Genomic DNA, 20,628 nt, shown 5'->3' with positions numbered 1-20,628 from the left:
CGTACGCCGCCGGGTTCCGCCCGGCGCCCACCGCAGTGGACTCGAGGCCACGGACCGCTGCTCCCGCGATGGTGAGGAGGCCACAGATGCGCGCAAGCGTGGGCGACCAGCTTGTCCAGCACGGCAGGGTGGTCGGACAGCACGACAAGGTCGGCGAGATCGTGGAAGTGCTCGGCCAGGAGGGCAACCCCCCGTACCGCGTCCGGTTCCAGGACGGGCACGAGGGTCTGTGCTCCCCGGGCCCCGACACCGAGATCCGGCACCGGGACACCCACCCGATGACCGGTCAGTGATCCAGGGCGCGGGATTCGCCGGTCACTGGTAGTGGTCGGCGATCACCCGCGCCAGCGCGCCGTACGGGTCCGCCACCACCTCTTCGGCGGCGAAGAACACATGCCCGCCGACCTCCGGGTACCTGGACGCCAGCGTCAGATGCCGGGACAGCTCGGCCGGGTCCTGCCAGGCCGCGGGCTGCGCGGGGTCACCGGCCTTGTACAGGGCCTCCCCGATGTAGAGCCGGGTTCCGGTGCCCCGGGCGGCCTTCGCCCACCACGGGACCAGGGTGGCGTAGTCGGCGGCGGTGAAGCCGATGTGCCAGTACAGCTGCGGGCAGATGTAGTCCACCCAGTTCTCCCGCACCCACTTGCGGGTGTCCGCGTACAGGTCGTCGTAGGTCTGGAGGGCCGTGGTGTCCGAGCCGCGCGGGTCGGTCTCGGCGTTGCGCCACACCCCGAAGGGGCTGATCCCGAACCGGGTCCCGGGCCGCACCTCCCGGATGCCGGTCGCCATTCCGCGCACCAGCCGGTCGATGTTGTCGCGCCGCCAGTCGGCCCGGTTGGTGAAGTCGCCGCCGTGGGCGTCGTAGGCCGCGTCGTCGTCGAAGCTGTGGCCCGGCACCGGGTACGGGTAGAAGTAGTCGTCGAAGTGGACTGCGTCGACCGGGTACTTCTCGACCGCGTCGAGCATCGCGGTCCGCACGAAGGCACGGACCTCGGGCAGCCCCGGGTTGTAGTGGAGCTTCCCGGCGTACGTCACCACCCACCCGGGATTCCTGCGGGCCGGGTGGGTGGGCGTGAGCCGGGTGAGGTCCGCGTGGGTGGCGACCCGCAGCGGGTTGAACCAGGCGTGCAGCTCCAGGCCGCGCGCGTGCGCCTCGGCGACGGCCGTGCCGAGCGGGTCCCAGCCCGGGTCCCCGCCCTGGGTGCCGGTGAGGACCTGCGACCATGGCTCGTACGCCGAGGGCCACAGCGCGTCGGCGGCCGGCCGCACCTGGAAGATCACCGTGTTGAGGCGGCGCCGTACGGCCGCGTCGAGCAGGGCGATCAGCTCCGCGCGCTGTTCGGCGGCGCTCAGACCGGCGCGGGAGGGCCAGTCCCGGTTGGCGACGGTCGCCAGCCACACGCCGCGCATCTCGTCGGTCACCGCACCGCCCGCCGCGCCCCTCGTCTCGCCGTCCGCCCGTGGCCCCCGACCGGGCCTCCCCGGGGCCGCCGAGGCGGCATCGCCCGCCATGGCCAGGGCCGACAGCGCGGCGGCCGCGAAGACCCGACGTGTCATACGTCCCATGCGAACACCCCCATACGCCGCGTCTCCACGCGGTCACCATCCGTTGCCGCGCCCAGAATGCCCGACCCCGGCGATCGATCATCGATACTTGGCGGTAACGTGCACGAACGGAGCAGGCACGTGCAGGCCCCGGGACCCGGCGGACCTGACGAGCATGGATCAGCGAAGGGGACGATGTGACGGGCATCCCAGCGGGAGACATTTCGCGCGTCGGAGTGGTCGGCTGCGGCCAGATGGGCGCCGGTATCGCGGAGGTGTGCGCCCGCGCCGGCCTGGACGTCAAGGTCGCCGAGACCACCGGCGAGGCCTTGGAGATCGGCCGCACCCGGCTGTTCAACTCCCTGGCCAAGGCCGCCGAGCGGGGCAAGATCAGCGAGGAGGAGCGGGACTCGACGCAGGCCCGGCTGAGCTTCACCACTGACCTCGGCGAGTTCGCCGACCGTGATCTGGTGATCGAGGCGGTCGTCGAGAACGAGCAGGTCAAGACCGAGATCTTCCAAGTGCTCGACCAGGTGGTGACCCGCCCGGACGCGATCCTGGCCTCCAACACCTCCTCCATCCCGCTGGTGAAGCTGGCGGTCGCCACCTCGCGGCCGGACCAGGTCATCGGCATCCACTTCTTCAACCCGGCCCCGGTGCAGCAGCTCGTCGAGCTGATCCCCGCGCTCACCACATCCGAGGGCACGCTCAGCCGGGCCCAGCTGTTCACCGAGAAGGTGCTGAACAAGCACGCCATCCGCGCCCAGGACCGCTCCGGCTTCGTGGTCAACGCGCTGCTGATCCCGTACCTGCTCTCCGCGATCCGGATGTTCGAGTCGGGCATCGCCAGCCGTGAGGACATCGACAACGGCATGGAGATGGGCTGCGCGCACCCCATGGGCCCGCTGAAGCTGTCGGACCTCATCGGTCTGGACACGGTCGCCTCCGTGGCGTACTCGATGTACGAGGAGTACAAGGAGCCGCTGTACGCCGCTCCCCCGCTGCTCCAGCGCATGGTCGACGCCGGCCGGCTCGGCCGCAAGACCGGATCCGGCTTCTACACCTACGGCTGATTACCGACCGTCAGTATCCGGCCGGACGCAGGGCCCGGCACCCAGGAGGGTGCCGGGCCCGCGCCATTCACACACCGTGTGCGCGCCGGGCTCGCATATGCCCTGCGCACACGCTCCCCATGCGCCCACCAGGCGAGTTGACTCTTCATGCGCATGCAAGGGATGTAGACCGACCACGGAAAGGAGCGGACTTGTGACCGCCGATCCCGAGCATCCGGTCGTGAACGGAGAACTCGCAGAGTTACGACGCCGCCTCGATGTGGCCTATGCCCGCGTCGAAGGCGGACTGGCCCTGCTCAGCCATCGGACCGAGGAGACCGCGAAGGAACTGGACGAGGTGAACAACCGGCTCGTCACGCTGGAGCACGCCCGCTGGCCGCTGCCCTCGCTCGCGGCCGTGACGGCCGTGGGCGCGCTCGTCGTGACGATCTGGCAGGCGCTGGGACGTTAGCGGACACGCCCTAGGGGACGTCTCGCCGATCATGCCGGGCTCGCGGCGCCTGGCACCGCGCCTCGCCGCGTTGTCGTCGGTCCCCGACGCGCCGCATCGGCTCCCTCCTCCGCCTTGCGACGCACGGCACCAGACGCCGCTCCCTGATCCGGCCTGATCGACGAGACACCCCCTAGAGCCTGAGGTGGTGAAGTAACAGCAGTGCGGCCGCCATGTTGGCGGCCGGGACCTCGCCGCGGGCGATCAGGTCGGGGACGACCTTGAGGGGGACCCACTCCCGCCGGTCCGACTCGAAGTCGTCCACGGGGTGACCGACGTACTCGCCCTCGTCGGCCCAGTAGATGTGGTGCCGGGCGTCGGTGAGCCCGTTGGACGGCTCCACGCTCATCAGATGGCGCAGCGGTCCCGGCCGCCATCCGGTCTCCTCCTCCAGCTCCCGGGCGGCGGCCGCCGCGATGTCCTCGCCGTCCTCCACGACGCCCGCCGCGAGTTCCCACCCCCAGCTGTCGGTGATGAAGCGGTGCCGCCACAGCAGCAGGACCTCGTTGGCCTCGTTCACCACGGTGGCCACGGCGACGGGCCGCAGCCGTATCAGGAAGTGGTCGAGATGCCGGCCGTCCGGCAGCTCGACATCCGCGAGGTTGACGCTGAACCAGCGGTTTTCATACACAGTTTGTTCGTTCTGTTTCGTCCACTGCACGGTTCTGCCACCTTCCGCCGAGTAAGTGGCAATATCGCAGCAGGAGCGGGCGGGCAGCAGGGCGCACACCCGGCCGCTAGCGGGGCGGCCGTGGGCGCAGTGGGGTCGCAAGGTATCCGCAGGGGGGTCCGGACAGCAGGTCTACAGCGGTACGCGCAGGGCCCCGTCGATGAGTTCGGCGGCCTCGGCCGTGCCCGCGCCGCCGCTGCGCACCAGGTGCTCGCGTACCGCCCGGAGTCTGTCGCGCAGCCGCTGCGACTCCATCCCGCGGGCCTGCTCGGCCATCCGCACCGCGGTGGCCACGGCCTTCTCCGCGTTGCCCTGGCGCAGTTCGATCGTGCTGAGCATGGCCAGCCGGTGCACGCGGCCCCGGTCGTGCGCCGGGGTGTCCACCGCCGCCTCGGCGTGCTCCCGGGCCGCCGCCAGCTCACCCAGGCTGAGCAGCGCCTCCGCCACCTGGACGTTGACCAGCCCCGGCTGCACATAGCCGGTCTCGTCCGGTTCGTAACCGCGCCGGATCCGCTCGGCGGCCTGCTCGGCGCGCCGGATGCAGGACAGCGCCCCGCTGCCGTCGCCGAGATGGGCGTAGGCCTTCGCCTGCATCGCGTACAGGTCGGAGGCCAGCGCGGGCGTGATGTGCTTCCCGGCGGTGCGCAGCGCGGCCTCCGCGAAGGCGACGGCCTGCCGGTACTCCTTCATGAACAGCGACTGGTTGACCAGCAGCGCGATCACATAGGCGCCGAGTCCCCGGTCCCCGCTGGCCTTCGCCAGCCGCAGCGCCTGGTGGAAGTAGCGCTGGGCGAGGCCGTGCGCGTCGGAGTCGTAGGCGCAGATGCCCGCGACCGCCACCAACCCGCCGGTGGCCCGGTGCAGCTGACGGCCCGTGGCGTCGGTGTAGCCGCCGCGCAGCAGCGGCGCGGCCTCGGCGTTGAGGAACCCGACGATCCGGGTGCGCGTCGCGACCCCGCCGGCCTTGCGGTACATCTGCTCGTAGTGGGTGCGGGCGGCGCGCAGCATGTCGATGTCGGCCGGGGTGACCCGGTGCCGCCCGCCCCGGGAGACGTCCACGTCCTCGGGCGGGTTCTCCCACTCCCACACCGGCATCACGGCGGGCGTGCCGGTGACCGCGGGCGCGCCCAGGATATGCGGGCGCTGCTGCTCGTCGGAGCGCCACAGGGCGGTGGCCCGCTCCACGAAGCCGGACAGCGACGTGCCGTGCGCGGTCGGCTCGCCGCCGGGGACGCCGAGTCCGATGTCGTCGAGGGTGACCGGCCGGTGCAGCCGGGCGGCCAGCACCTCGCAGATCAGGTCGGGCACCTGGCCGCGCGGACGCTGTCCCTTCAGCCAGCGGGCCACGGCGGTGTGTTCGTAGCGGAGCGCTAGTCCGCGCGCCCGTCCGGCCTGGTTCACGTGCGCGGCCAGACCGGCGTGCGAGATGCCCGCCTCGTCCAGAATCGCGTCGAGCAGTGTGTTGGGCTGCATGGGATAGGCCCCCCGGATGGCTCGGTGCCCGACAGCGTAGTGAATCCGGGTTCACACGGGGTGTGAACGGAGTACGCGAATCCGGGGTGTGCGCGCGCTGTCGCGGAGAGTTCCGAGCGGGTTGACTGAATGTCCTCGAAAGAGGCCGGCCGGGCCGTCGGCTCCCCCTCGTACAGTGCGACGGCCCGCGCTCACGCCGTCCGCCGCGTCGCCTGCCCGACACTCCGTGGCGGGGCGGACGGCGTGTCGCCGGCGGCACTGCCCCGCGCCCCTGAAGGGCGACCGAGCAGACGCTCGTTGCGGACGACCAGGAAGGCGACGTCATCGGCGGGGGTGCCCTGGGTGTGGCGCAGCAGGCGGGTGAACACGGCTCCCAGGAGGGCCTGCGGAGTTCTCGTCCCCGCGCTCAGCGCCTCCGCGAGGACGAGGTCCAGCGGGAAGAAGCGGCCCTGCGCGTCGCGGGCGTCCTCCGCGCCGTCCGTGTGGAGGAAAAGGGCCTCACCGTGCCGGAGTTCGCCGCAGGGTGTGGCGGGCAGTTCGGGCGGCAGCGGGAACGGGCCCAGCGGCGGCAGCGGCTCGGCCACGGACAGCGGCTCGACCTCGGCGCCCCGCAGGCGGTACGGCCATGGGTGACCGCAGTTGAGGGCCCGCATCTGCCCGTCGCGGTCGATCTCCAGCAGCAGGACGGTGACGAACTCCTCGGAGAGCGCGCCGCCCGCCTCGGTGCGGCCCCGTTCCCGCAGATGGCGGGCGAGGGCCCGGTCCAGCCGGCGCAGCACCCGGTCGAGGTCGGGTTCGTCGTGGGCGGCCTCGCGGAAGCTGCCGAGCACGGCGGCGACGGTTGCGATGGCGCCGATCCCGTGCCCGCGCACGTCGCCCATCACGGCCCGTACGCCGTGCTCGGTGGCCACCACGTCGTACAGGTCGCCGCCCACACTGGCGCCGCGGTCGGCCGCCAGCTGGGCGGCGGCCACCCGCAGCCCGTCGACCCGTGGCGGCAGGGGCCGCAGCAACGCGCTCTGCGCGGCACCGGCGACCTCGCGGGCCTGTTCGAGCTCGCGCAGCAGCACCCGGCGGACGTGGAACATCAGCCCGGTGCCGACGGCGAAGAAGACGGCGCTGATCACGAGCCGCGCCCCGAGCCCGTCCTGCCGGCCGAGCGGGCAGGCCAGCTTGTAGGCGATGGCCGCGGCACCCCAGGCCGTGGGCAACCCGAGGGCGAGCATCCGACGACCTGGGGCCCGTGCCCTGATACGGATCATGCCGATGGCCCCCCATGTAGGCCCTGACAGCGCGGACCGACCCCGAAAGGCCGGTCCGATTCTGTCGACCGCATGACCCGTAAAGACGGATCAGCCGGAAATGTCACCCGATCGAGTGAGGTGACTCCAACGCCCCGAAAAGGGGTGCGGGGAACCGCGCGACCGGTCACGGACGGCTGGAAGCCTCCGACGATCGCACAGTCCCCCGGCGCTGTCGCGGGACTAGCCCCGCAGCACCGCCCCGGTCCGCTCGGCGGCCAGCGCGACGGCCGCGTCCCGCGCGGCCGACGCCTCGTCCACCGTCAGCGTCCGGTCGCCGGCCCGGAAACGCAGCGCGTACGCGAGGGACTTCTTGCCGTCCCCCAGCTGCTCCGCGTTCTCGTACACGTCGAACAGCCGGATGCCCTCCAGCAGCTCGCCCGCGCCCTCACGCAGCGCGGCCTCGACCTCGGCGTGCGGCACCGGCTTGTCGACGACGAGCGCGACGTCCTGCGTGGCCACGGGGAACGTGGAGATGCCGGGCGCCTGCGGGGTGCCGTCCCCGGCCTGCTCCAGCGCGTCCAGGTCCAGCTCCATCGCGCAGGTCCGCTCGGGCAGCCCGAGCGCCTTCAGCACGCGGGGGTGCAGCTCGCCCGCGTGGCCGACGACCTGCTCGGCGCCGTCGGCGACGACGACCAGCTCGGCGCACCGGCCCGGGTGCCACGGACCGTACTGGCCCTTGCGCACCACCAGCTCGGAGCCCGCCTCCCGGGCGACGAGCCGCGCGGCCTCGACCGCGTCGGCCCAGTCGGCCGGACGGCCCTTGCCCCACCAGCCGGCCTGCTCGCGGGCGCCCGCGAGGACGACGGCCACGTGGCGCGGCTGCTCGGGCAGCACGGCGTTCAGCGCGGCGAGCTCCTCGTCGGTGGGACGCCGGTCGACGGGCAGGTGAGCGGCGACGCCGCGCTCCTGACGCGGGTGGAAGACCAGCCCGGTCTCGAACAGCGCCAGGTCGTGCGAGCCCCGGCCGTCGTTGCGGCGCAGCGCGCCGAGCAGACCCGGCAGCAGCGAGGTGCGCAGCGCGGGCTCCTCGTCGTTGAGCGGGTTGACCAGCTTGACCACGCGGCGGGCGGGGTCGTCGGCCTCCAGGCCGAGCTGGTCGAAGACCTGCTCGCTGACGAACGGGTAGTTCGGCGCCTCGACGTACCCGGCGCCGGCCAGCACCCGGCCGACCCGGCGGTGCAGCCGCTGCCGGTGGGTGAGGCCACGGCCCGACGGGGGCTTCGGCAGGGTGGAGGGCAGGTTCTCGTAGCCCTCCAGCCGGATGACCTCCTCGGCCAGGTCGTTGGCCTCCAGCAGGTCGGGCCGCCAGGACGGGACGGTGACGATCAGCTCGTCCTGCCCGTACACGTCGCAGCCGATCTCCTGCAGCCGCCGTACGACGGTCTCCCGGCCGTAGACGACACCCGCGACCTTGTCGGGGTGGTCGGCCGGCACGGTGATGGTGTGCGGCGCGGACGGCGCGATGACCTCGGTGACCCCGGCGTCCGCGGTGCCGCCCGCGAGCAGCACCAGCAGGTCGACGGTGCGCTGGGCGGCGGCGGACGCGGCCTGCGGGTCGACACCGCGCTCGAAGCGGCGGGAGGCCTCCGAGGACAGCTTGTGGCGGCGGGCCGTACGGGCGATGGAGACGGCGTCGAAGTGCGCGGCCTCGATCACCACGTCGGTGGTCGCGCCCTCCTCGTCGTCGTGGTCGGCGATCTCGGTGTTGGCGCCGCCCATGACACCGGCCAGGCCGATGGGGCCGCGGTCGTCGGTGATGACCAGGTCCTCGGCGTGCAGCTTCCGCTCGGCGCCGTCGAGGGTGACGATCTTCTCGCCCTCCTCGGCACGGCGGACGCCGATCGTGCCCTTGACCAGCTTGCGGTCGTAGGCGTGCAGCGGCTGGCCGAGCTCCATCATCACGTAGTTGGTGACGTCGACGGCGAGGGAGATCGGGCGCATGCCGACCTTCTGGAGCCGGCGCTGGAGCCAGATCGGGGAGCGGGCCTCGGGGCGCAGGCCGGACACCGTGCGGGCGGTGAAGCGGTCGCAGCCGAGCGGCTCGGAGATCTTCACCGGGTAGCCGAAGGCGTTCGGGGCGGGCACGTCGAGCAGCGCCGGGTCGCGCAGCGGCAGGCCGTAGGCGATGGCGGCCTCGCGGGCGACGCCGCGGATGGACAGGCAGTCGCCGCGGTTGGCGGTGACGGCGATGTCCAGCACCTCGTCGACCAGTTCGAGCAGCTCGATGGCGTCCTTGCCGACCTCGGTCTCGGGCGGCAGCACGATGATGCCCTTGGTGCCGTCGTCGCCCATGCCCAGCTCGTCGCTGGAGCAGATCATGCCGTGGGACGTCTTGCCGTAGGTCTTGCGCGCGGAGATGGAGAAGCCGCCCGGCAGGGTGGCGCCGGGCAGGACCACGACGACCTTGTCGCCGACGGCGAAGTTGCGGGCGCCGCAGACGATCTCCTGGGGCTCGCCGGTGCCGTTGGCCTGGCCGACGTCGACGGTGCAGAAGCGGATCGGCTTCTTGAAGCCCTCCAGCTCCTCGATGGTCAGCACCTGGCCGACGACCAGGGGGCCCTTGAGGTCGTGGCCGAGCTGCTCGACCGTCTCGACCTCCAGACCGGCCGAAATGAGCTTGGCCTGGACGTCACGGCCGGTCTCGGTGGCCGGCAGGTCGACGTACTCCCGCAGCCAAGAAAGCGGGACCCGCATCAGATCTCCATCCCGAAGGGCCGGGTGAACCGGACGTCACCCTCGACCATGTCTCGCATGTCTTCGACGTTGTGGCGGAACATCAGCATCCGCTCGATGCCGAACCCGAAGGCGAACCCGCTGTACTTCTCCGGGTCGACGCCGCAGGCGGCCAGCACCCGCGGGTTGACCATGCCGCAGCCGCCGAGCTCGATCCAGCCCTCGCTGGAGCAGGTGCGGCAGGGCCGGTCGGGGTTGCCGACGGACTCGCCGCGGCAGACGTAGCACACCATGTCCATCTCGGCGGACGGCTCGGTGAAGGGGAAGAAGTTCGGCCGCAGCCGGGTCTTCATGCCCTCGCCGAACAGCGACTGGACCATGTGGTCCAGGGTGCCCTTGAGGTCCGCCATGGTCAGGCCCTCGTCCACGGCCAGCAGCTCGACCTGGTGGAAGACCGGGGTGTGGGTGGCGTCCAGCTCGTCGGTGCGGTACACGCGGCCCGGGCAGATGACGTAGACCGGCAGCTCACGGTCGAGCAGGGAGCGGATCTGCACCGGCGAGGTGTGGGTGCGCAGCACGACACCGGACTCGGAGCCGCCGTCGGGGCCCTGCACGAAGAACGTGTCGGCCTCGCCGCGGGCCGGGTGGTCCGGGCCGATGTTCAGGGCGTCGAAGTTGAACCACTCGGCCTCGACCTGCGGGCCCTCGGCGACCTCGTAGCCCATGGCCACGAAGATGTCCTCGATGCGCTCGGACAGGGTGGTGAGCGGGTGGCGGGCGCCGGCCGGTACGCGGTCGTACGGCAGCGTGACGTCCACGTCCTCCTCGACCAGCACGCGGGCGTCCCGCTCGGCCTCCAGCTCGGTCTGGCGGGCGGCGAGCGCCTTGTTCACGGCGCCGCGGGCCTGGCCGACCAGCTTTCCGGCGGCGGCCTTGGCGTGCGGGGGCAGGGCGCCGATCTCGCGGTTGGCCAGGGCCAGCGGGGAGGTGCCGCCGGTGTGGGCGACCTTGGCCTCCTGGAGCGCGTCGAGGGAGCCCGCGGCGGCGAAGGCGGCGAGCGCCTCGTCCCGCATGCGCTCGATCTCTTCCGGTTTCAACGCCTCGACCTCGACAGGGTCGTACGACTTATTGGGTGCCGACATCTCTTCCCGTGCTTCCGATTGGCTGGCTGAAGGTCCCCGTCACCGACGTCACCGACGCTCTGGGACCGTCGCGGGACACAAAGGTGCCAAAGGCCGAGTCTAACGGGGTGAGGGTGTACGAATGCGCCCGTGGGTCACTGGGCGAGATACGCCGGTGCCCCCACGGGCAAGGTAAATCGGAACTCGGCGCCGCCCTGCTGGGCGCGGCCGACCGTGATGGTGCCGCCGTGGGCCTCGACGATGCCCTTGACGATGTAGAGCCCGAGGCCGGTGCCGCCGCGTTTGCTGCCCCGCCAGAAGCGGGTGAAGACGCGGTTCATGGACTCCTCCGGGATGCCGGGCCCCTCGTCGCTCACGGTGACCGACGTGCCGGTGTCCTCCCCTTCGCGGGGGGACGCCGTGGCCGTGATGTCGATGGTGACGGTTCCCTCGCCGTGCCGCACCGCATTTTCCAGCAGGTTGCTGAGCACCTGGTCGATCTTGTCGGGGTCGGCCCACAGGCCGGGCAGCGGCTGCTCGATGCGCAGCAGGAACCGGTCGGCGGCCTGGCCGGCGGCGACGTACGCCTGGATGTGCCGTCCGACGGCGGCGCCGATGTCGACGGGCTGGCGGCGCACCTCCAGGCGCCCGGAGTCGATGCGGGAGATGTCCAGCAGCTCGGCGATCAGCCGGGTGACGCGGTCGGCGTCCGCGTCGACGGTCTCCAGCATCAGCCGCTTCTGGTCGTCGGTGAACCTCTCCCACTTGGCCAGCAGGGTCGCGGTGAAGCCCTTGACCGAGGTGAGCGGGGAGCGCAGCTCGTGGGCGACGGTGGCGATCAGCTCGGCGTGGCTGCGCTCGGTGCGGCGCCGGGCCTCGGTGTCGCGCAGGCAGACGACGACCCGGCGGACGGGGCCGGTGGGCTCGGCGCGCACGTACCGGGCGGAGACCAGTACCTCCCGGCCGCCGGGGAGCAGCAGGTTGCGCTCCGGCTGGCGGACCCGGATGGCGAGCCCGCCGTAGGGGTCGGTCAGCTGCCACCAGCGCCGGCCCTCCAGGTCCTCCAACGGCAGCGCCGACTCCAGCGGCTGCCCGAGGACCTCGGCGGCGCGGACGGCGGCGATGCGCTCGGCGGCGGCGTTGCAGCAGACCACCCGGCCGTGCTCGTCGGCGACGACGAGGCCGTCGGGCAGGTCGTCGGGATCGATGCCGAGGCCGGCCGCCGGATCACCGGGCCGTGGCGCGGGCGGGCGCCGCACGTCCTGTGCTCCGCGTGCGCTGCTCGTGCCGACGCTCATCCCCGTATCCCACCTCTCGGATGGTTGAGTGGGCCCCCGAGCCCGTCACCCTACTAGCTCTCGGTGACGGATCGGCACCCTCCGAAGGCGCGCTGTGCGCGGGCCGACGCGTAGAGACATACGGCGGCGGCGGTGGCGAGGTTCAGGCTCTCCGCCTTCCCGTGGATGGGGACGCGGACCACGGCGTCCGCGAGGGCCCGGGTGTCCTCCGGCAGGCCCCAGGCCTCGTTGCCGAAGACCCAGGCGGTGGGCCCGCCCATGCTGCCCTTGTCCAGCTCGTCGTCGAGGTCGTCGGTGCCGGCCCCGTCGGCGGCGAGGATCCGCACCCCGGCCTCCTTCAGCCCGGCGACGGCCCGCTCGACGGGGACGCCGACGGCGACCGGCAGATGGAACAGGGAGCCGACGGAGGCGCGTACGGCCTTCGGGTTGTACAGGTCGACGGAGGCGTCGGTGAGGACGACGGCCTCGGCGCCCGCGGCGTCCGCGCAGCGCAGCACCGTGCCGGCGTTGCCGGGGTCGCGGACGTGCGCGAGGACGGCGACGAGCCGGGGCCGTGCCTTCAGGATCTCCTCGAAGGGCGTGTCGACGAACCGGCAGACGCCGACGAGTCCCTGCGGGGTCACGGTGGTGGAGATGTCGGCGATCACCTGTTCCGAGGCGAGGTGCAGCCGGGCCCCGGCGTCCCGCGCCTCGCCGACGATGTCGGCGTACCGCTCCGCGGCCTCGACGGTGGCGAACAGCTCGACGAGGGTGTCCCGGTACGCCGCCGCCTCCCGCACGGCCTGCGGCCCCTCCGCGAGAAACAGCCGCTCCTTGCCCCGGAAGTTCCGCTTGGCGAGCCGCCGGGCGGCGGAGACGCGGGGAGAGCGGGGGGAGATCAGCTCGGGGGCGGCGGGAGGCATGGGGTTCACCTTCGGTTGTCCTGTCCGGAAAGTCTCGGAACGCAGCGGACCCGCAGGCCGTGAGAGCCTGCGGGTCCTTCAGTCACGTCGGCTCGGAGCCAGCGCGTCGCTGTGTTACGCGGCCTTGGGCGCGTTCACGTCCGACGGCAGCGCCTTCTGCGCGACCTCGACGAGCGCGGCGAACGCGTTCGCGTCGTTGACGGCCAGCTCGGCCAGGATCTTGCGGTCGACCTCGACGTTCGCCGCCTTCAGACCCTGGATGAAGCGGTTGTACGTGATGCCGTTCGCGCGGGCAGCGGCGTTGATGCGCTGGATCCACAGCTGGCGGAAGTCACCCTTGCGCTTCTTGCGGTCGTTGTAGTTGTAGACCAGCGAGTGGGTGACCTGCTCCTTGGCCTTGCGGTACAGGCGCGAACGCTGACCGCGGTAGCCGGAGGCCTGCTCGAGGATCGCCCGGCGCTTCTTGTGGGCGTTGACTGCCCGCTTGACGCGTGCCACTTGTTAACTCCTTGTAGCGGGGCCGTGGTTGTCGTCACACGGCCCGGAAACGATTGGGTCCCGGTGTCGGTGGATCAGGCGCTGGGCGCCCGACCTCACTTGCCGAGAAGCTTCTTGATCTTCGCGGCGTCGCCCGGGGCCATCTCGGCGTTGCCGGTGAGGCGACGCGTCACGCGGGACGACTTGTGCTCGAGCAGGTGGCGCTTGCCGGCGCGCTCACGGAGCACCTTGCCGGAGCCGGTGACCTTGAAGCGCTTGCTGGCACCGCTGTGCGACTTGTTCTTCGGCATAGCGCCGTTCTCTCCTCGTCGGTGGCGCTCCGGTGCCCGGTCGCGAAAACCGGGCACGGGTGGAGCGTCGCTCTTGTTTCGGTTACTGCCTGGGACTCGGAAGTCCCCGGGATCACGCCTCGGCGGGTTCCTCGGCGGCAGCCTCGGGGGCGGCCTCGGCGTCGGCGGGGTTCTGCGAACGACCGGGGTTGGCCTTCGCCTCCGCCTTGCGGGCTTCCTGGGCCTGGCGAGCCTCGGCCATCGCCTCGGTCTTCTTCTTGTGCGGACCGAGGACCATGATCATGTTGCGGCCGTCCTGCTTCGGGTTCGACTCGACGAAACCAAGGTCCTGGACGTCCTCCGCGAGGCGCTGCAGCAGCCGGTAGCCCAGCTCGGGCCGGGACTGCTCGCGACCACGGAACATGATCGTGATCTTGACCTTGTCGCCCTGCTTGAGGAACCGGACGACGTGACCCTTCTTGGTGTCATAGTCGTGCGGGTCGATCTTCGGCCGGAGCTTCATCTCCTTGATGACCGTGTGCGCCTGGTTCTTGCGCGCCTCACGGGCCTTCATGGCCGACTCGTACTTGAACTTCCCGTAGTCCATGAGCTTGCACACGGGCGGACGGGCGTTCGCCGCGACCTCGACCAGGTCCAGGTCGTACTCCTGCGCAAGCTCCAGGGCCTTGGCAAGCGGCACGATGCCGACCTGCTCGCCACTGGGACCGACAAGTCGCACCTCGGGAACGCGAATCCGGTCGTTGATGCGGGGCTCGGCGCTGATGGATCCTCCTCGGTAGCACCACGCGACGGTCTGGCGGACAGCCGCGTAACGTCTGTGTTCGTTAGACCTAACCGCGCCGAAGCACAAAAAATGCCCCGGACGATCACAGGCGGGGCTCCTCGAACTACCGGAGCACCGCCGCGATCACCGCGGGGCGCGCATTCGGACGGATCGCCGCCTCGGGGACGGGACCGTCTGACCGGTGACCCGCCGCCCTGAGGGCGGTCGGGTGGGAGTTCGAAAGCCTCCACTTGTAGGCCGGACTCGACAGCCGTGAAGCGCACGTGTCCGACCGGTCGTTACACAAGGTTAGCAGCTCCGTCCAGGAACGGCTAACCGAGGCCAACTAGGGCCTGTTCCGTTCCTGCCCCTATGGTGAACGCCATGAGTGAAGAGACGCCCGACTTCAACGCCATGACCCGCGACATCGCGGAGGTCCCCGCGGTCGAGGTGATCGTGACGGTCGCCGTCAACCTGATGAGCGCCGCCGCCGTGAAGCTCGGTCTGACCGAGGAGGGCGACAAGTACAAGGACCTGGACGAGGCCCGCAAGCTGATCCACGCCCTGGCCGGCCTGCTGGACGGCAGCGCGACCGAGATCAGCTCCTTCCACGCGGCGCCGCTGCGTGACGGCCTGAAGTCGCTGCAGCTGGCGTTCCGCGAGGCGTCCGTGGTCCCGGACGAGCCGGGCCAGGGGCCGGGCGAGAAGTACACCGGCCCGGTCTACGGCTAGGTCCTCGGCACGTCACCCGCGCACGTACAAGGGCTCGCCCGGAGGCGTGGTCCCGGCCGGCAGCAGTGCCAGGTCGAGGCCGCGTACCAGGCGGGCCCGCAGTGTCTCGTCGGCGGCGAGGCGCCGGGCGATCACCCGGGCGGCCGCGGCGGGCTCGGCGGCCGGGTCCAGGACGAGCGCGAGCGTGCCGTCGGCCTGGCCGGGGCCGAGGTGGGCGCGCACCACGGCGGGCTCGGCGGCGACGGCGGCGCGCACCGCCTCCAGGACGGCCGGATCGGCGAGCGGGTCGGTCGTCGTACGGCCCTCCGCGAGCGCCAGCAGCGCGGGCCCGGTCAGCTCGAACGGCACGGGTCCGGCCAGGTCCAGCACGACCGTGTCGGCCTTCTCGTGGGCGGCGGCCTGGAGCGCCTGGTGCAGCGGTACGGCCACCGGGCGGGCCTGCGGGTCCCAGCGGGCCAGCGAGTCGGTGGAGGTGAACGCCGGGAGGGCGGTGCGGCCGCCCGCCTTGAGGGTGGGGACGGCCATGTCGCTGGTCTTCTCGCGGCGCAGCCCGTTCTCGTCCTCCTCGACCTCGCCGAGCACGGCGACGACGGGGACCAGCAGCCGGGCGCCCTTCAGTGCCTGGAGCACCGGCGCCAGGGCGGTGCGGTCCTCGGCCCAGGCCGCGAGCGCCGCGCTCAGCCGGGGGTCGGCGGAGCCGTCGTCGTCGGAGAAGCCGGGGTCGGGAATGTTCTTGTTCGCCACGGTCACCGACCCTATCGGGGGGATGGGGGCGGAACGCGGGCGGGCTTGCCCCCGGCCCCTTGAAGGATCGTCCTGCGGCTAGAGGATCGTCCTGCGGCCCCGCCACAGGACCACCGCCGCGACGAGCAGCACCCCGCCGGCGCTTCCGGCGAGGGCGCCCGCCCAGCCGGTGCCGTCGTCCTCGGGTTCGGCGGCGTCGGGGCCGGGGCCGAAGTACTCCTCGCCGTAGGCGGCCGAGCGCAGGCTCCCCGGCTTCAGGCGGCCGGCCTCCTCGATGGCGGCGGCCGGGTCGATGAAGCCGAAGCCGCGGGAGTCGTCGCGGCCGTCGGCCGGGGCGTTGCGGGCGGTGTCCTCCAGGAGGCGCTTGATCTGCGCCGGGGTCAGGCCGGGATGGGCCGCCTTGACCAGGGCGACGGCGCCGGAGACGAACGCGGCGGCGGCGCTGGTGCCCCAGCCCTCGTAGTACTTGCGGTCGGGGTCGGCGATGACGACGTCGACGCCGGGGGCGCTGACCGTGGCGTACCAGCGGCGGGTGGAGAAGGAGGCGCGGGTGCCGTACTTGTCGACGGCGGTCGCGGCGATCACGCCCGGGTAGGCGGCCGGGTAGGAGATATGGTCGCCCTTCTCCCCGCCGTTGCCGGCCGAGGCGACGACGACGGCGCCTTTCTTCAGGGCGTACTGGACGGCCTCGTCCTCGGCGGGTTCCGGGTGGGCGGAGGCCGAGTCGTCGCCGAGGGAGAGGTTGATGACGTCGGCGCCCTGGTCGGCGGCCCAGCGGATGCCGGAGGCGAGGGCGTTGCCGCGGGTCTTGCGGGCCTTGCTCCGGGCGGGGTCGCCGTCCTCCAGGATCACCCGGACGGGGAGGATCTTCGCGGCGGGCGCGATGCCCATGACGCCGTCGGTGCCGCCGTAGCCGTGTCCGTGGCCGGCGATGATCCCGGCCATGGCGGTGCCGTGCCGGGCCCAGGCGCGGTCGCCCCGGTCGGCGCCGAAGCCGACCATGTCCCTGCCGGTCAGGACGTTCCCGGCGAGGTCGGGGTGGGTGGCGTCGACGCCGGTGTCGAGGACGGCGACGGTGATGCCGGCGCCCTTGGTGGTCTGCCAGACCTGCCGGGTGTGCAGGGCGTCCAGGGCCCACTGCTTGGCGCGGATGCCGTCGGCGTGCGCGGCGGTGGGCGGGACGAGGGCGAGGGATGCGGCCAGGAGGGCGCTGAGCGCGGCGGCCCGGTGGGTCGTACGGCGGCGGGTCATGAGGGCTGCTCCGTGGCGGCGACGACGGACTTGCGCAGGCCCCGCTCGACTCGGTCGGCGAGGCCCTTCGCCTCGTGGCCGAGGCCTGCCTGGGCGGGGGCGGTGGTGGCGCCTGAGCGCATCGCGTCGGCGGCGGGCTGCGGCTCGTCCACGGCGCGGCCGTCGGCCCAGCCGGAGACGGCGTAGACGACGACGGGCGCGTCGGTGAGGACGGAGACGGTCCACGCGGCGCGCTGGGCGTCGCCGAAGCCGGCGGCGACGGTGCCCTTCGCGGCGTACGGGCGGGGCATCAGGTCGGTACGGCGGTGCAGGCCCTCGTCCTCGAACCGTGCCTGAAGGGCGCGCATGGCGGCCGCGTCGGCCTTGGTGAAGAGCAGGCCGACGGTGGTGACGTGGCTCTGGGTGGCGTCGGTGTAGGTGGCGCGCAGCAGGCGCTGGCAGCCGACGGGGGCGAGGGCCTTGCGCAGCAGCGGGTCGAAGGCGTCGGCGCAGCCGGTGTCGGGGGCGACGGCGATCCTGGTCCAGGTGCGGTCGGCCTCGCCGGGGCCGGCGCCGGTGCCCGTGACGGTGCGCGGGAACAGCTGGTCGACGGGCACGTTGTGCCAGAGTCCGGCGGCCGTGGCGAACGCGCCGCGCTCCCCCGCGTCCGTGGAGTCGCCGGCCAGCCAGCTGCCCGTGACGGCACCGCCGATGAGGCCGAGCCCGAGCACGACGCAGGCGGCGGCCGCGACGGTCTGCCGCCGCACCCGGCCGCCGGGCGGCGGAAGCGGACGGTCGTCGCCGAAGGCGTGGGGCATCGCGGTTCGGGGGGCGGGTGGGGCGCTCCAGGAGTGCGGGGGGTTCGGCGCCGGGGTCGCCGACGCCATCGAACCGGTCCCGGACGAGGTCGGGCTCTGCGGTCGGTGCGCCGGGGGGCGGCCGGGGTGGCGCGGCACGGACCCGGCCTGCGACCGGGCGGCGGGTACGCCTGTCCGGGGGCGGGGTTCCGGTGTCCCGGCGCGCGGGCGGGACGCCTGCGGTGTCGGGTGGTGTACCGATTCGGCCGGTGCGGGGGCGGCGGGATCGGCGGCGGGGTCCGGCGTCTCCGGCGGGACGGGGCGCAGGCGGGTGGTGCGTTCCGTGGCCGTCTCGGCGGGGGCGTCGGCGGAGCGGGGCGGCACGGGGCCGCGGGCCGCCGGGGGCGGCAGGTCCGGGAAGCGGGCCGAGGCGGCCGGCGGGGGCGGGGTGACGGAGGTGTCCGTCTGGGAACGCGGGGCCTGTGGGGGCCTGGTGCCGTCGGCGGGGGCCGTGGGGTTCGCGGCCGGTCGCTCGTCCGGTGGGGAGTCGGGGCGCGGTGGGATGGGAGCGTGCCGCGCTTCCGTGCTCATGCACCCCCCGTTTCCTCGTGCCCGGGCCCGTCTCCACGTACGCGGCTCGTCCTCACGTCGCACGCATACCCGCACGGATGGACCGCCATCCGGCGGGGGCATCCCCGCGGGGCCGTTCCGACATGCGTGCGCGTCACTCTACGGGTTGCCCGCGCCGATGCGGGAACCAGTCCACGACCGCGGGGCATCTGCCCGGAACATCCCCCTACCCTGCGGTAATCCTGTCTGGCAGGCTGCGCTCATGACTGCGCGTGCCGCCGACCGGGCCCGTTACGACCGGGCCACCGCCCATCTCGACGCTCCTGTGGCGATCGTGGACCTGGACGCCTTCGACGCCAACGCGGACGACCTGGTCCGCCGGGCCGGGGGCAAGCCGATCCGGGTGGCCAGCAAGTCCGTGCGCTGCCGGGCCCTGCTGGAACGCGTGCTGGCGAAGGACGGTTTCGCGGGCGTCATGTCCTTCACGCTCGCCGAGTCGCTGTGGCTGGCCCGTTCCGGCTTCGAGGACGTGCTGCTGGCCTATCCGTCCGCCGACCGCGCCGGTTTCGCCGAGCTGACGAGCGACCCGAAGCTGGCCGCCGCCGTGACCGTGATGGTCGACGATCCGGCGCAGCTGACGCTGATCGACCGGGCGCGGGACGGCGGGCGTGAAGTGGTGCGGGTCTGCCTGGAGTTGGACACCTCACTGCGGCTCCTCGGGGGCCGGGTGCGGGTCGGCGCGCGGCGCTCCCCGCTGCACTCCCCCGCCCAGGTCGCCGAGCTGGCGCGGGCGGTGGACCGGCGGCCGGGGTTCGAGGTCGTGGGGATCATGGCCTACGAGGGTCATGTCGCAGGGGTCGGGGACGCGGTGGCGGGGCGGCCGGTGCGCTCGCGTGCGGTGCGGCTGATGCAGGCGGCGGCCCGCCGGGAGCTGGCCGAGCGGCGGGCGGCGGTGGTGCGCGCTGTGCGGGCGGTCGTGCCGGGTCTGGAGTTCGTCAACGGCGGCGGCACGGGCAGCGTGCAGCACACGGCGGCGGAGGACGCGGTGACCGAGATCGCGGCCGGGTCGGGGCTGTACGTGCCGCGGCTGTTCGACAACTACACGTCGTTCAGCGGGCGTCCGGCGGCCCTGTTCGCGCAGCCGGTGGTGCGGCGGCCGGGGGTGGGTGTGGTGACGGTGCTCGGCGGGGGCTATCCGGCGTCCGGCGCGGCCGGGTGGGACCGGCTGCCGGTGCCGTGTCTGCCGGAGGGTCTGCGCTACGACCCGCAGGAGGGGCCCGGCGAGGTGCAGACGCCGCTGCTCGGTTCCCCGGCCGACGATCTGCTGATCGGCGACAAGGTGTGGTTCCGGCACGCCAAGGCCGGTGAGCTGTGCGAGCGGTTCGACTCGCTGCACCTGGTCGAGGGCGACCGGGTGACGGCCACCGTGCCGACGTACCGGGGCGAGGGCCGTACGTTCCTCTAGGAGTGACCGGCTGGAGAAGCCGGCTAGGAGGGGCCGGCTAGGAGGGGCCCACGCTGCTGCCGACGCCTCCGCTCCCGCCGGTGTCCCCGAGTACGCGGATGCCCTTGGTGATGAGGTCCATCTCGGCGAGCGGCGGGCCGTCCTCGCCCGCGTCGAAGACGTAGCGGACGATGACCGGCGACTCGGTGCCGACGCTGGACTGGAAGGCGAGGGACTGGACGTAGCCGCCGGGCCCGTCCGCGGTCCTGACCCGCCAGCGCACGAAGTACCCGGCGCGGCCGGCCACCGCGACCGGCCCGGAGTCGACCAGCTGGTGGGACTCGATGCCGCCGTAGGGGCGCCGGTCGAGGGCGTCGCGGTCGTAGGCCTCGTCGGCGGCGTCGGCTATGTCGCCCTCGGCCAGGGCCTTGGGCGAGGTCTCGTCGTTCTCGGTGACCGTGCGGGAGAAGACCATGCCGTGCCGGCAGACGCCGATGCCGCTGGGGCAGTCGTAGGTGCCGTCGGTGGTCATCACGACGTTCTCCTGGCTGACGTTCCGGGGACGGACCCAGCCGGCGGGCAGCGGGAAGGTGATGCCGTTGAGCTGGTCCTCGACGACGGCCGGGTCGTCGCCGGACGGCTCGGAGGCGGTGGGGGACGGTGCCGTGGACGGCTGCGAGGTGGTGCTCGGCACGAGTGTCGGGCCGGGGCCGGCGACCGGCCCGCCGTCGTCACCGTCGCCCGTCGCGTCTTCCTGCAGGAAGACGGCGCCCGTGACGATCGCCGCGACCAGCACGGCCCCGGCGACGGTGAGGGCCATGGCCCTCGACCGTGCGGAGCCGCCGCCCACGGTGGTGGGAGGCTGCGGCCAGGGGAGCGGCGGCGGGCCCGGCACCGGGTGCCCGGCGGGTTCGGGGGCCCGCTGGTGCTCGGTCCAGGCCGTGCCGTCCCACCATCGCTCGGCGTGCGGAGCCGTGGGGTCGCGATACCAGCCGGGCGGCGGTGTCATGC

The 20,628-nt window shown here is 72.9% G+C and carries 20 protein-coding genes; 5 read left to right on the top strand and 15 right to left on the bottom strand.

The window, feature by feature from the left end:
* Positions 1–86 precede the first annotated feature (86 nt).
* The gene (locus tag ACSU6L_RS30555) at positions 87–293 is read left to right on the top strand and encodes a DUF1918 domain-containing protein (protein WP_073942013.1); all 207 of its coding nucleotides are present in this window, start codon (positions 87–89) and stop codon (positions 291–293) included.
* A 22-nt stretch (positions 294–315) separates the two neighbouring features.
* Here ACSU6L_RS30555 and ACSU6L_RS30550 read toward each other — a convergent pair whose 3' ends face one another.
* Positions 316–1,557 (bottom strand): glycoside hydrolase family 10 protein, encoded by a 1,242-nt coding sequence (locus ACSU6L_RS30550; RefSeq protein WP_437061984.1) that lies wholly within the window; start codon positions 1,555–1,557, stop codon positions 316–318.
* Positions 1,558–1,742: 185 nt separating this feature from the next.
* On the opposite strand from ACSU6L_RS30550, the gene ACSU6L_RS30545 reads away from it, so the two are divergent.
* Both ACSU6L_RS30545 and ACSU6L_RS30540 read left to right on the top strand, forming a co-directional pair.
* A complete protein-coding gene (locus ACSU6L_RS30545) occupies positions 1,743–2,618 on the top strand; it encodes a 3-hydroxybutyryl-CoA dehydrogenase (protein ID WP_437061982.1) in 876 nt (291 codons plus the stop codon).
* A 193-nt stretch (positions 2,619–2,811) separates the two neighbouring features.
* Positions 2,812–3,069, top strand: a complete 258-nt coding sequence (locus ACSU6L_RS30540) for a hypothetical protein (protein ID WP_073942016.1) — start codon at positions 2,812–2,814, stop codon at positions 3,067–3,069.
* Between the two features lie 172 nt (positions 3,070–3,241).
* Here the strand turns inward: ACSU6L_RS30540 and ACSU6L_RS30535 are convergent, their stop codons facing one another.
* The 10 genes from ACSU6L_RS30535 to infC form a co-directional block, all read right to left on the bottom strand.
* Positions 3,242–3,769: an NUDIX domain-containing protein gene (locus ACSU6L_RS30535; protein WP_073942017.1), complete on the bottom strand. Its 528-nt coding sequence runs from the start codon at positions 3,767–3,769 to the stop codon at positions 3,242–3,244.
* A 141-nt stretch (positions 3,770–3,910) separates the two neighbouring features.
* Positions 3,911–5,251, bottom strand: a complete 1,341-nt coding sequence (locus ACSU6L_RS30530) for a transcriptional regulator (RefSeq protein WP_437061979.1) — start codon at positions 5,249–5,251, stop codon at positions 3,911–3,913.
* Between the two features lie 191 nt (positions 5,252–5,442).
* Entirely contained in the window at positions 5,443–6,513 is a 1,071-nt protein-coding gene (locus tag ACSU6L_RS30525) for a PP2C family protein-serine/threonine phosphatase (RefSeq protein ID WP_437061977.1), read from the bottom strand.
* A 222-nt stretch (positions 6,514–6,735) separates the two neighbouring features.
* Positions 6,736–9,249 carry a phenylalanine--tRNA ligase subunit beta gene (pheT, locus tag ACSU6L_RS30520; protein WP_437061975.1) on the bottom strand — a complete coding sequence of 838 codons (2,514 nt, stop codon included), beginning with the start codon at positions 9,247–9,249 and terminating at the stop codon, positions 6,736–6,738.
* Positions 9,249–10,370: a phenylalanine--tRNA ligase subunit alpha gene (pheS, locus tag ACSU6L_RS30515; RefSeq protein WP_437061973.1), complete on the bottom strand. Its 1,122-nt coding sequence runs from the start codon at positions 10,368–10,370 to the stop codon at positions 9,249–9,251. The genes pheT and pheS overlap by 1 nt, the downstream gene beginning before the upstream one ends.
* A gap of 134 nt (positions 10,371–10,504) precedes the next feature.
* Positions 10,505–11,647, bottom strand: coding sequence for an ATP-binding protein (locus tag ACSU6L_RS30510; RefSeq protein WP_437061971.1), 1,143 nt, complete (start codon positions 11,645–11,647; stop codon positions 10,505–10,507).
* Between the two features lie 53 nt (positions 11,648–11,700).
* Entirely contained in the window at positions 11,701–12,549 is an 849-nt protein-coding gene (locus ACSU6L_RS30505; protein WP_437061969.1) for a TrmH family RNA methyltransferase, read from the bottom strand.
* 114 nt (positions 12,550–12,663) lie between these two features.
* Complete coding sequence (gene rplT, locus ACSU6L_RS30500) at positions 12,664–13,047, bottom strand: 50S ribosomal protein L20 (protein WP_006141703.1); 384 nt, start codon at positions 13,045–13,047, stop codon at positions 12,664–12,666.
* A gap of 95 nt (positions 13,048–13,142) precedes the next feature.
* Positions 13,143–13,337: a 50S ribosomal protein L35 gene (gene rpmI, locus ACSU6L_RS30495; RefSeq protein WP_004933563.1), complete on the bottom strand. Its 195-nt coding sequence runs from the start codon at positions 13,335–13,337 to the stop codon at positions 13,143–13,145.
* A 112-nt stretch (positions 13,338–13,449) separates the two neighbouring features.
* Positions 13,450–14,100: a translation initiation factor IF-3 gene (infC, locus tag ACSU6L_RS30490; RefSeq protein WP_241842694.1), complete on the bottom strand. Its 651-nt coding sequence runs from the start codon at positions 14,098–14,100 to the stop codon at positions 13,450–13,452.
* A gap of 384 nt (positions 14,101–14,484) precedes the next feature.
* Between infC and ACSU6L_RS30485 the strand changes: the two genes are divergently transcribed.
* On the top strand, positions 14,485–14,832 hold the full coding sequence (locus ACSU6L_RS30485) for a DUF1844 domain-containing protein (RefSeq protein WP_073942415.1): 348 nt from the start codon (positions 14,485–14,487) through the stop codon (positions 14,830–14,832).
* A gap of 12 nt (positions 14,833–14,844) precedes the next feature.
* Here ACSU6L_RS30485 and ACSU6L_RS30480 read toward each other — a convergent pair whose 3' ends face one another.
* The 3 genes from ACSU6L_RS30480 to ACSU6L_RS30470 all read right to left on the bottom strand — a co-directional run bounded on the left by ACSU6L_RS30480 (position 14,845) and on the right by ACSU6L_RS30470 (position 18,194).
* Entirely contained in the window at positions 14,845–15,576 is a 732-nt protein-coding gene (locus ACSU6L_RS30480; protein ID WP_073942416.1) for an SseB family protein, read from the bottom strand.
* Positions 15,577–15,654: 78 nt separating this feature from the next.
* Complete coding sequence (mycP, locus tag ACSU6L_RS30475) at positions 15,655–16,827, bottom strand: type VII secretion-associated serine protease mycosin (RefSeq protein ID WP_437061966.1); 1,173 nt, start codon at positions 16,825–16,827, stop codon at positions 15,655–15,657.
* Positions 16,824–18,194 (bottom strand): hypothetical protein, encoded by a 1,371-nt coding sequence (locus ACSU6L_RS30470; RefSeq protein ID WP_437061964.1) that lies wholly within the window; start codon positions 18,192–18,194, stop codon positions 16,824–16,826. Before ACSU6L_RS30470 ends, mycP begins: the two co-directional genes overlap by 4 nt.
* Before the next feature lie 241 nt (positions 18,195–18,435).
* On the opposite strand from ACSU6L_RS30470, the gene ACSU6L_RS30465 reads away from it, so the two are divergent.
* Positions 18,436–19,638, top strand: coding sequence for an amino acid deaminase/aldolase (locus ACSU6L_RS30465; protein WP_437061962.1), 1,203 nt, complete (start codon positions 18,436–18,438; stop codon positions 19,636–19,638).
* Positions 19,639–19,675: 37 nt separating this feature from the next.
* On the opposite strand, the gene ACSU6L_RS30460 is transcribed toward ACSU6L_RS30465, so the two are convergent.
* Entirely contained in the window at positions 19,676–20,626 is a 951-nt protein-coding gene (locus tag ACSU6L_RS30460; protein WP_437065120.1) for a DUF2510 domain-containing protein, read from the bottom strand.
* Between the last annotated feature and the right edge of the window lie 2 nt (positions 20,627–20,628).

This window comes from Streptomyces sp. enrichment culture (assembly GCF_964272855.1).
GTDB lineage: Bacteria > Actinomycetota > Actinomycetes > Streptomycetales > Streptomycetaceae > Streptomyces.
This window is presented reverse-complemented; position numbering and strand designations above follow the sequence as displayed.

Excerpts from the sequence above, each read along its gene's own strand:
- ACSU6L_RS30555 (WP_073942013.1), top strand. The coding sequence starts at position 87 with ATGCGCGCAAGCGTGGGCGACCAGCTTGTCCAGCACGGCAGGGTGGTC.
- ACSU6L_RS30550 (WP_437061984.1), bottom strand. The coding sequence starts at position 1,557 with ATGACACGTCGGGTCTTCGCGGCCGCCGCGCTGTCGGCCCTGGCCATG.
- ACSU6L_RS30530 (WP_437061979.1), bottom strand. The coding sequence starts at position 5,251 with ATGCAGCCCAACACACTGCTCGACGCGATTCTGGACGAGGCGGGCATC.
- ACSU6L_RS30525 (WP_437061977.1), bottom strand. The coding sequence starts at position 6,513 with ATGATCCGTATCAGGGCACGGGCCCCAGGTCGTCGGATGCTCGCCCTC.
- pheT (WP_437061975.1), bottom strand. The coding sequence starts at position 9,249 with ATGCGGGTCCCGCTTTCTTGGCTGCGGGAGTACGTCGACCTGCCGGCC.
- pheS (WP_437061973.1), bottom strand. The coding sequence starts at position 10,370 with ATGTCGGCACCCAATAAGTCGTACGACCCTGTCGAGGTCGAGGCGTTG.
- ACSU6L_RS30510 (WP_437061971.1), bottom strand. The coding sequence starts at position 11,647 with ATGAGCGTCGGCACGAGCAGCGCACGCGGAGCACAGGACGTGCGGCGC.
- ACSU6L_RS30505 (WP_437061969.1), bottom strand. The coding sequence starts at position 12,549 with ATGCCTCCCGCCGCCCCCGAGCTGATCTCCCCCCGCTCTCCCCGCGTC.
- rpmI (WP_004933563.1), bottom strand. The coding sequence starts at position 13,337 with ATGCCGAAGAACAAGTCGCACAGCGGTGCCAGCAAGCGCTTCAAGGTC.
- ACSU6L_RS30485 (WP_073942415.1), top strand. The coding sequence starts at position 14,485 with ATGAGTGAAGAGACGCCCGACTTCAACGCCATGACCCGCGACATCGCG.
- mycP (WP_437061966.1), bottom strand. The coding sequence starts at position 16,827 with ATGACCCGCCGCCGTACGACCCACCGGGCCGCCGCGCTCAGCGCCCTC.
- ACSU6L_RS30470 (WP_437061964.1), bottom strand. The coding sequence starts at position 18,194 with ATGAGCACGGAAGCGCGGCACGCTCCCATCCCACCGCGCCCCGACTCC.
- ACSU6L_RS30465 (WP_437061962.1), top strand. The coding sequence starts at position 18,436 with ATGACTGCGCGTGCCGCCGACCGGGCCCGTTACGACCGGGCCACCGCC.
- ACSU6L_RS30460 (WP_437065120.1), bottom strand. The coding sequence starts at position 20,626 with ATGACACCGCCGCCCGGCTGGTATCGCGACCCCACGGCTCCGCACGCC.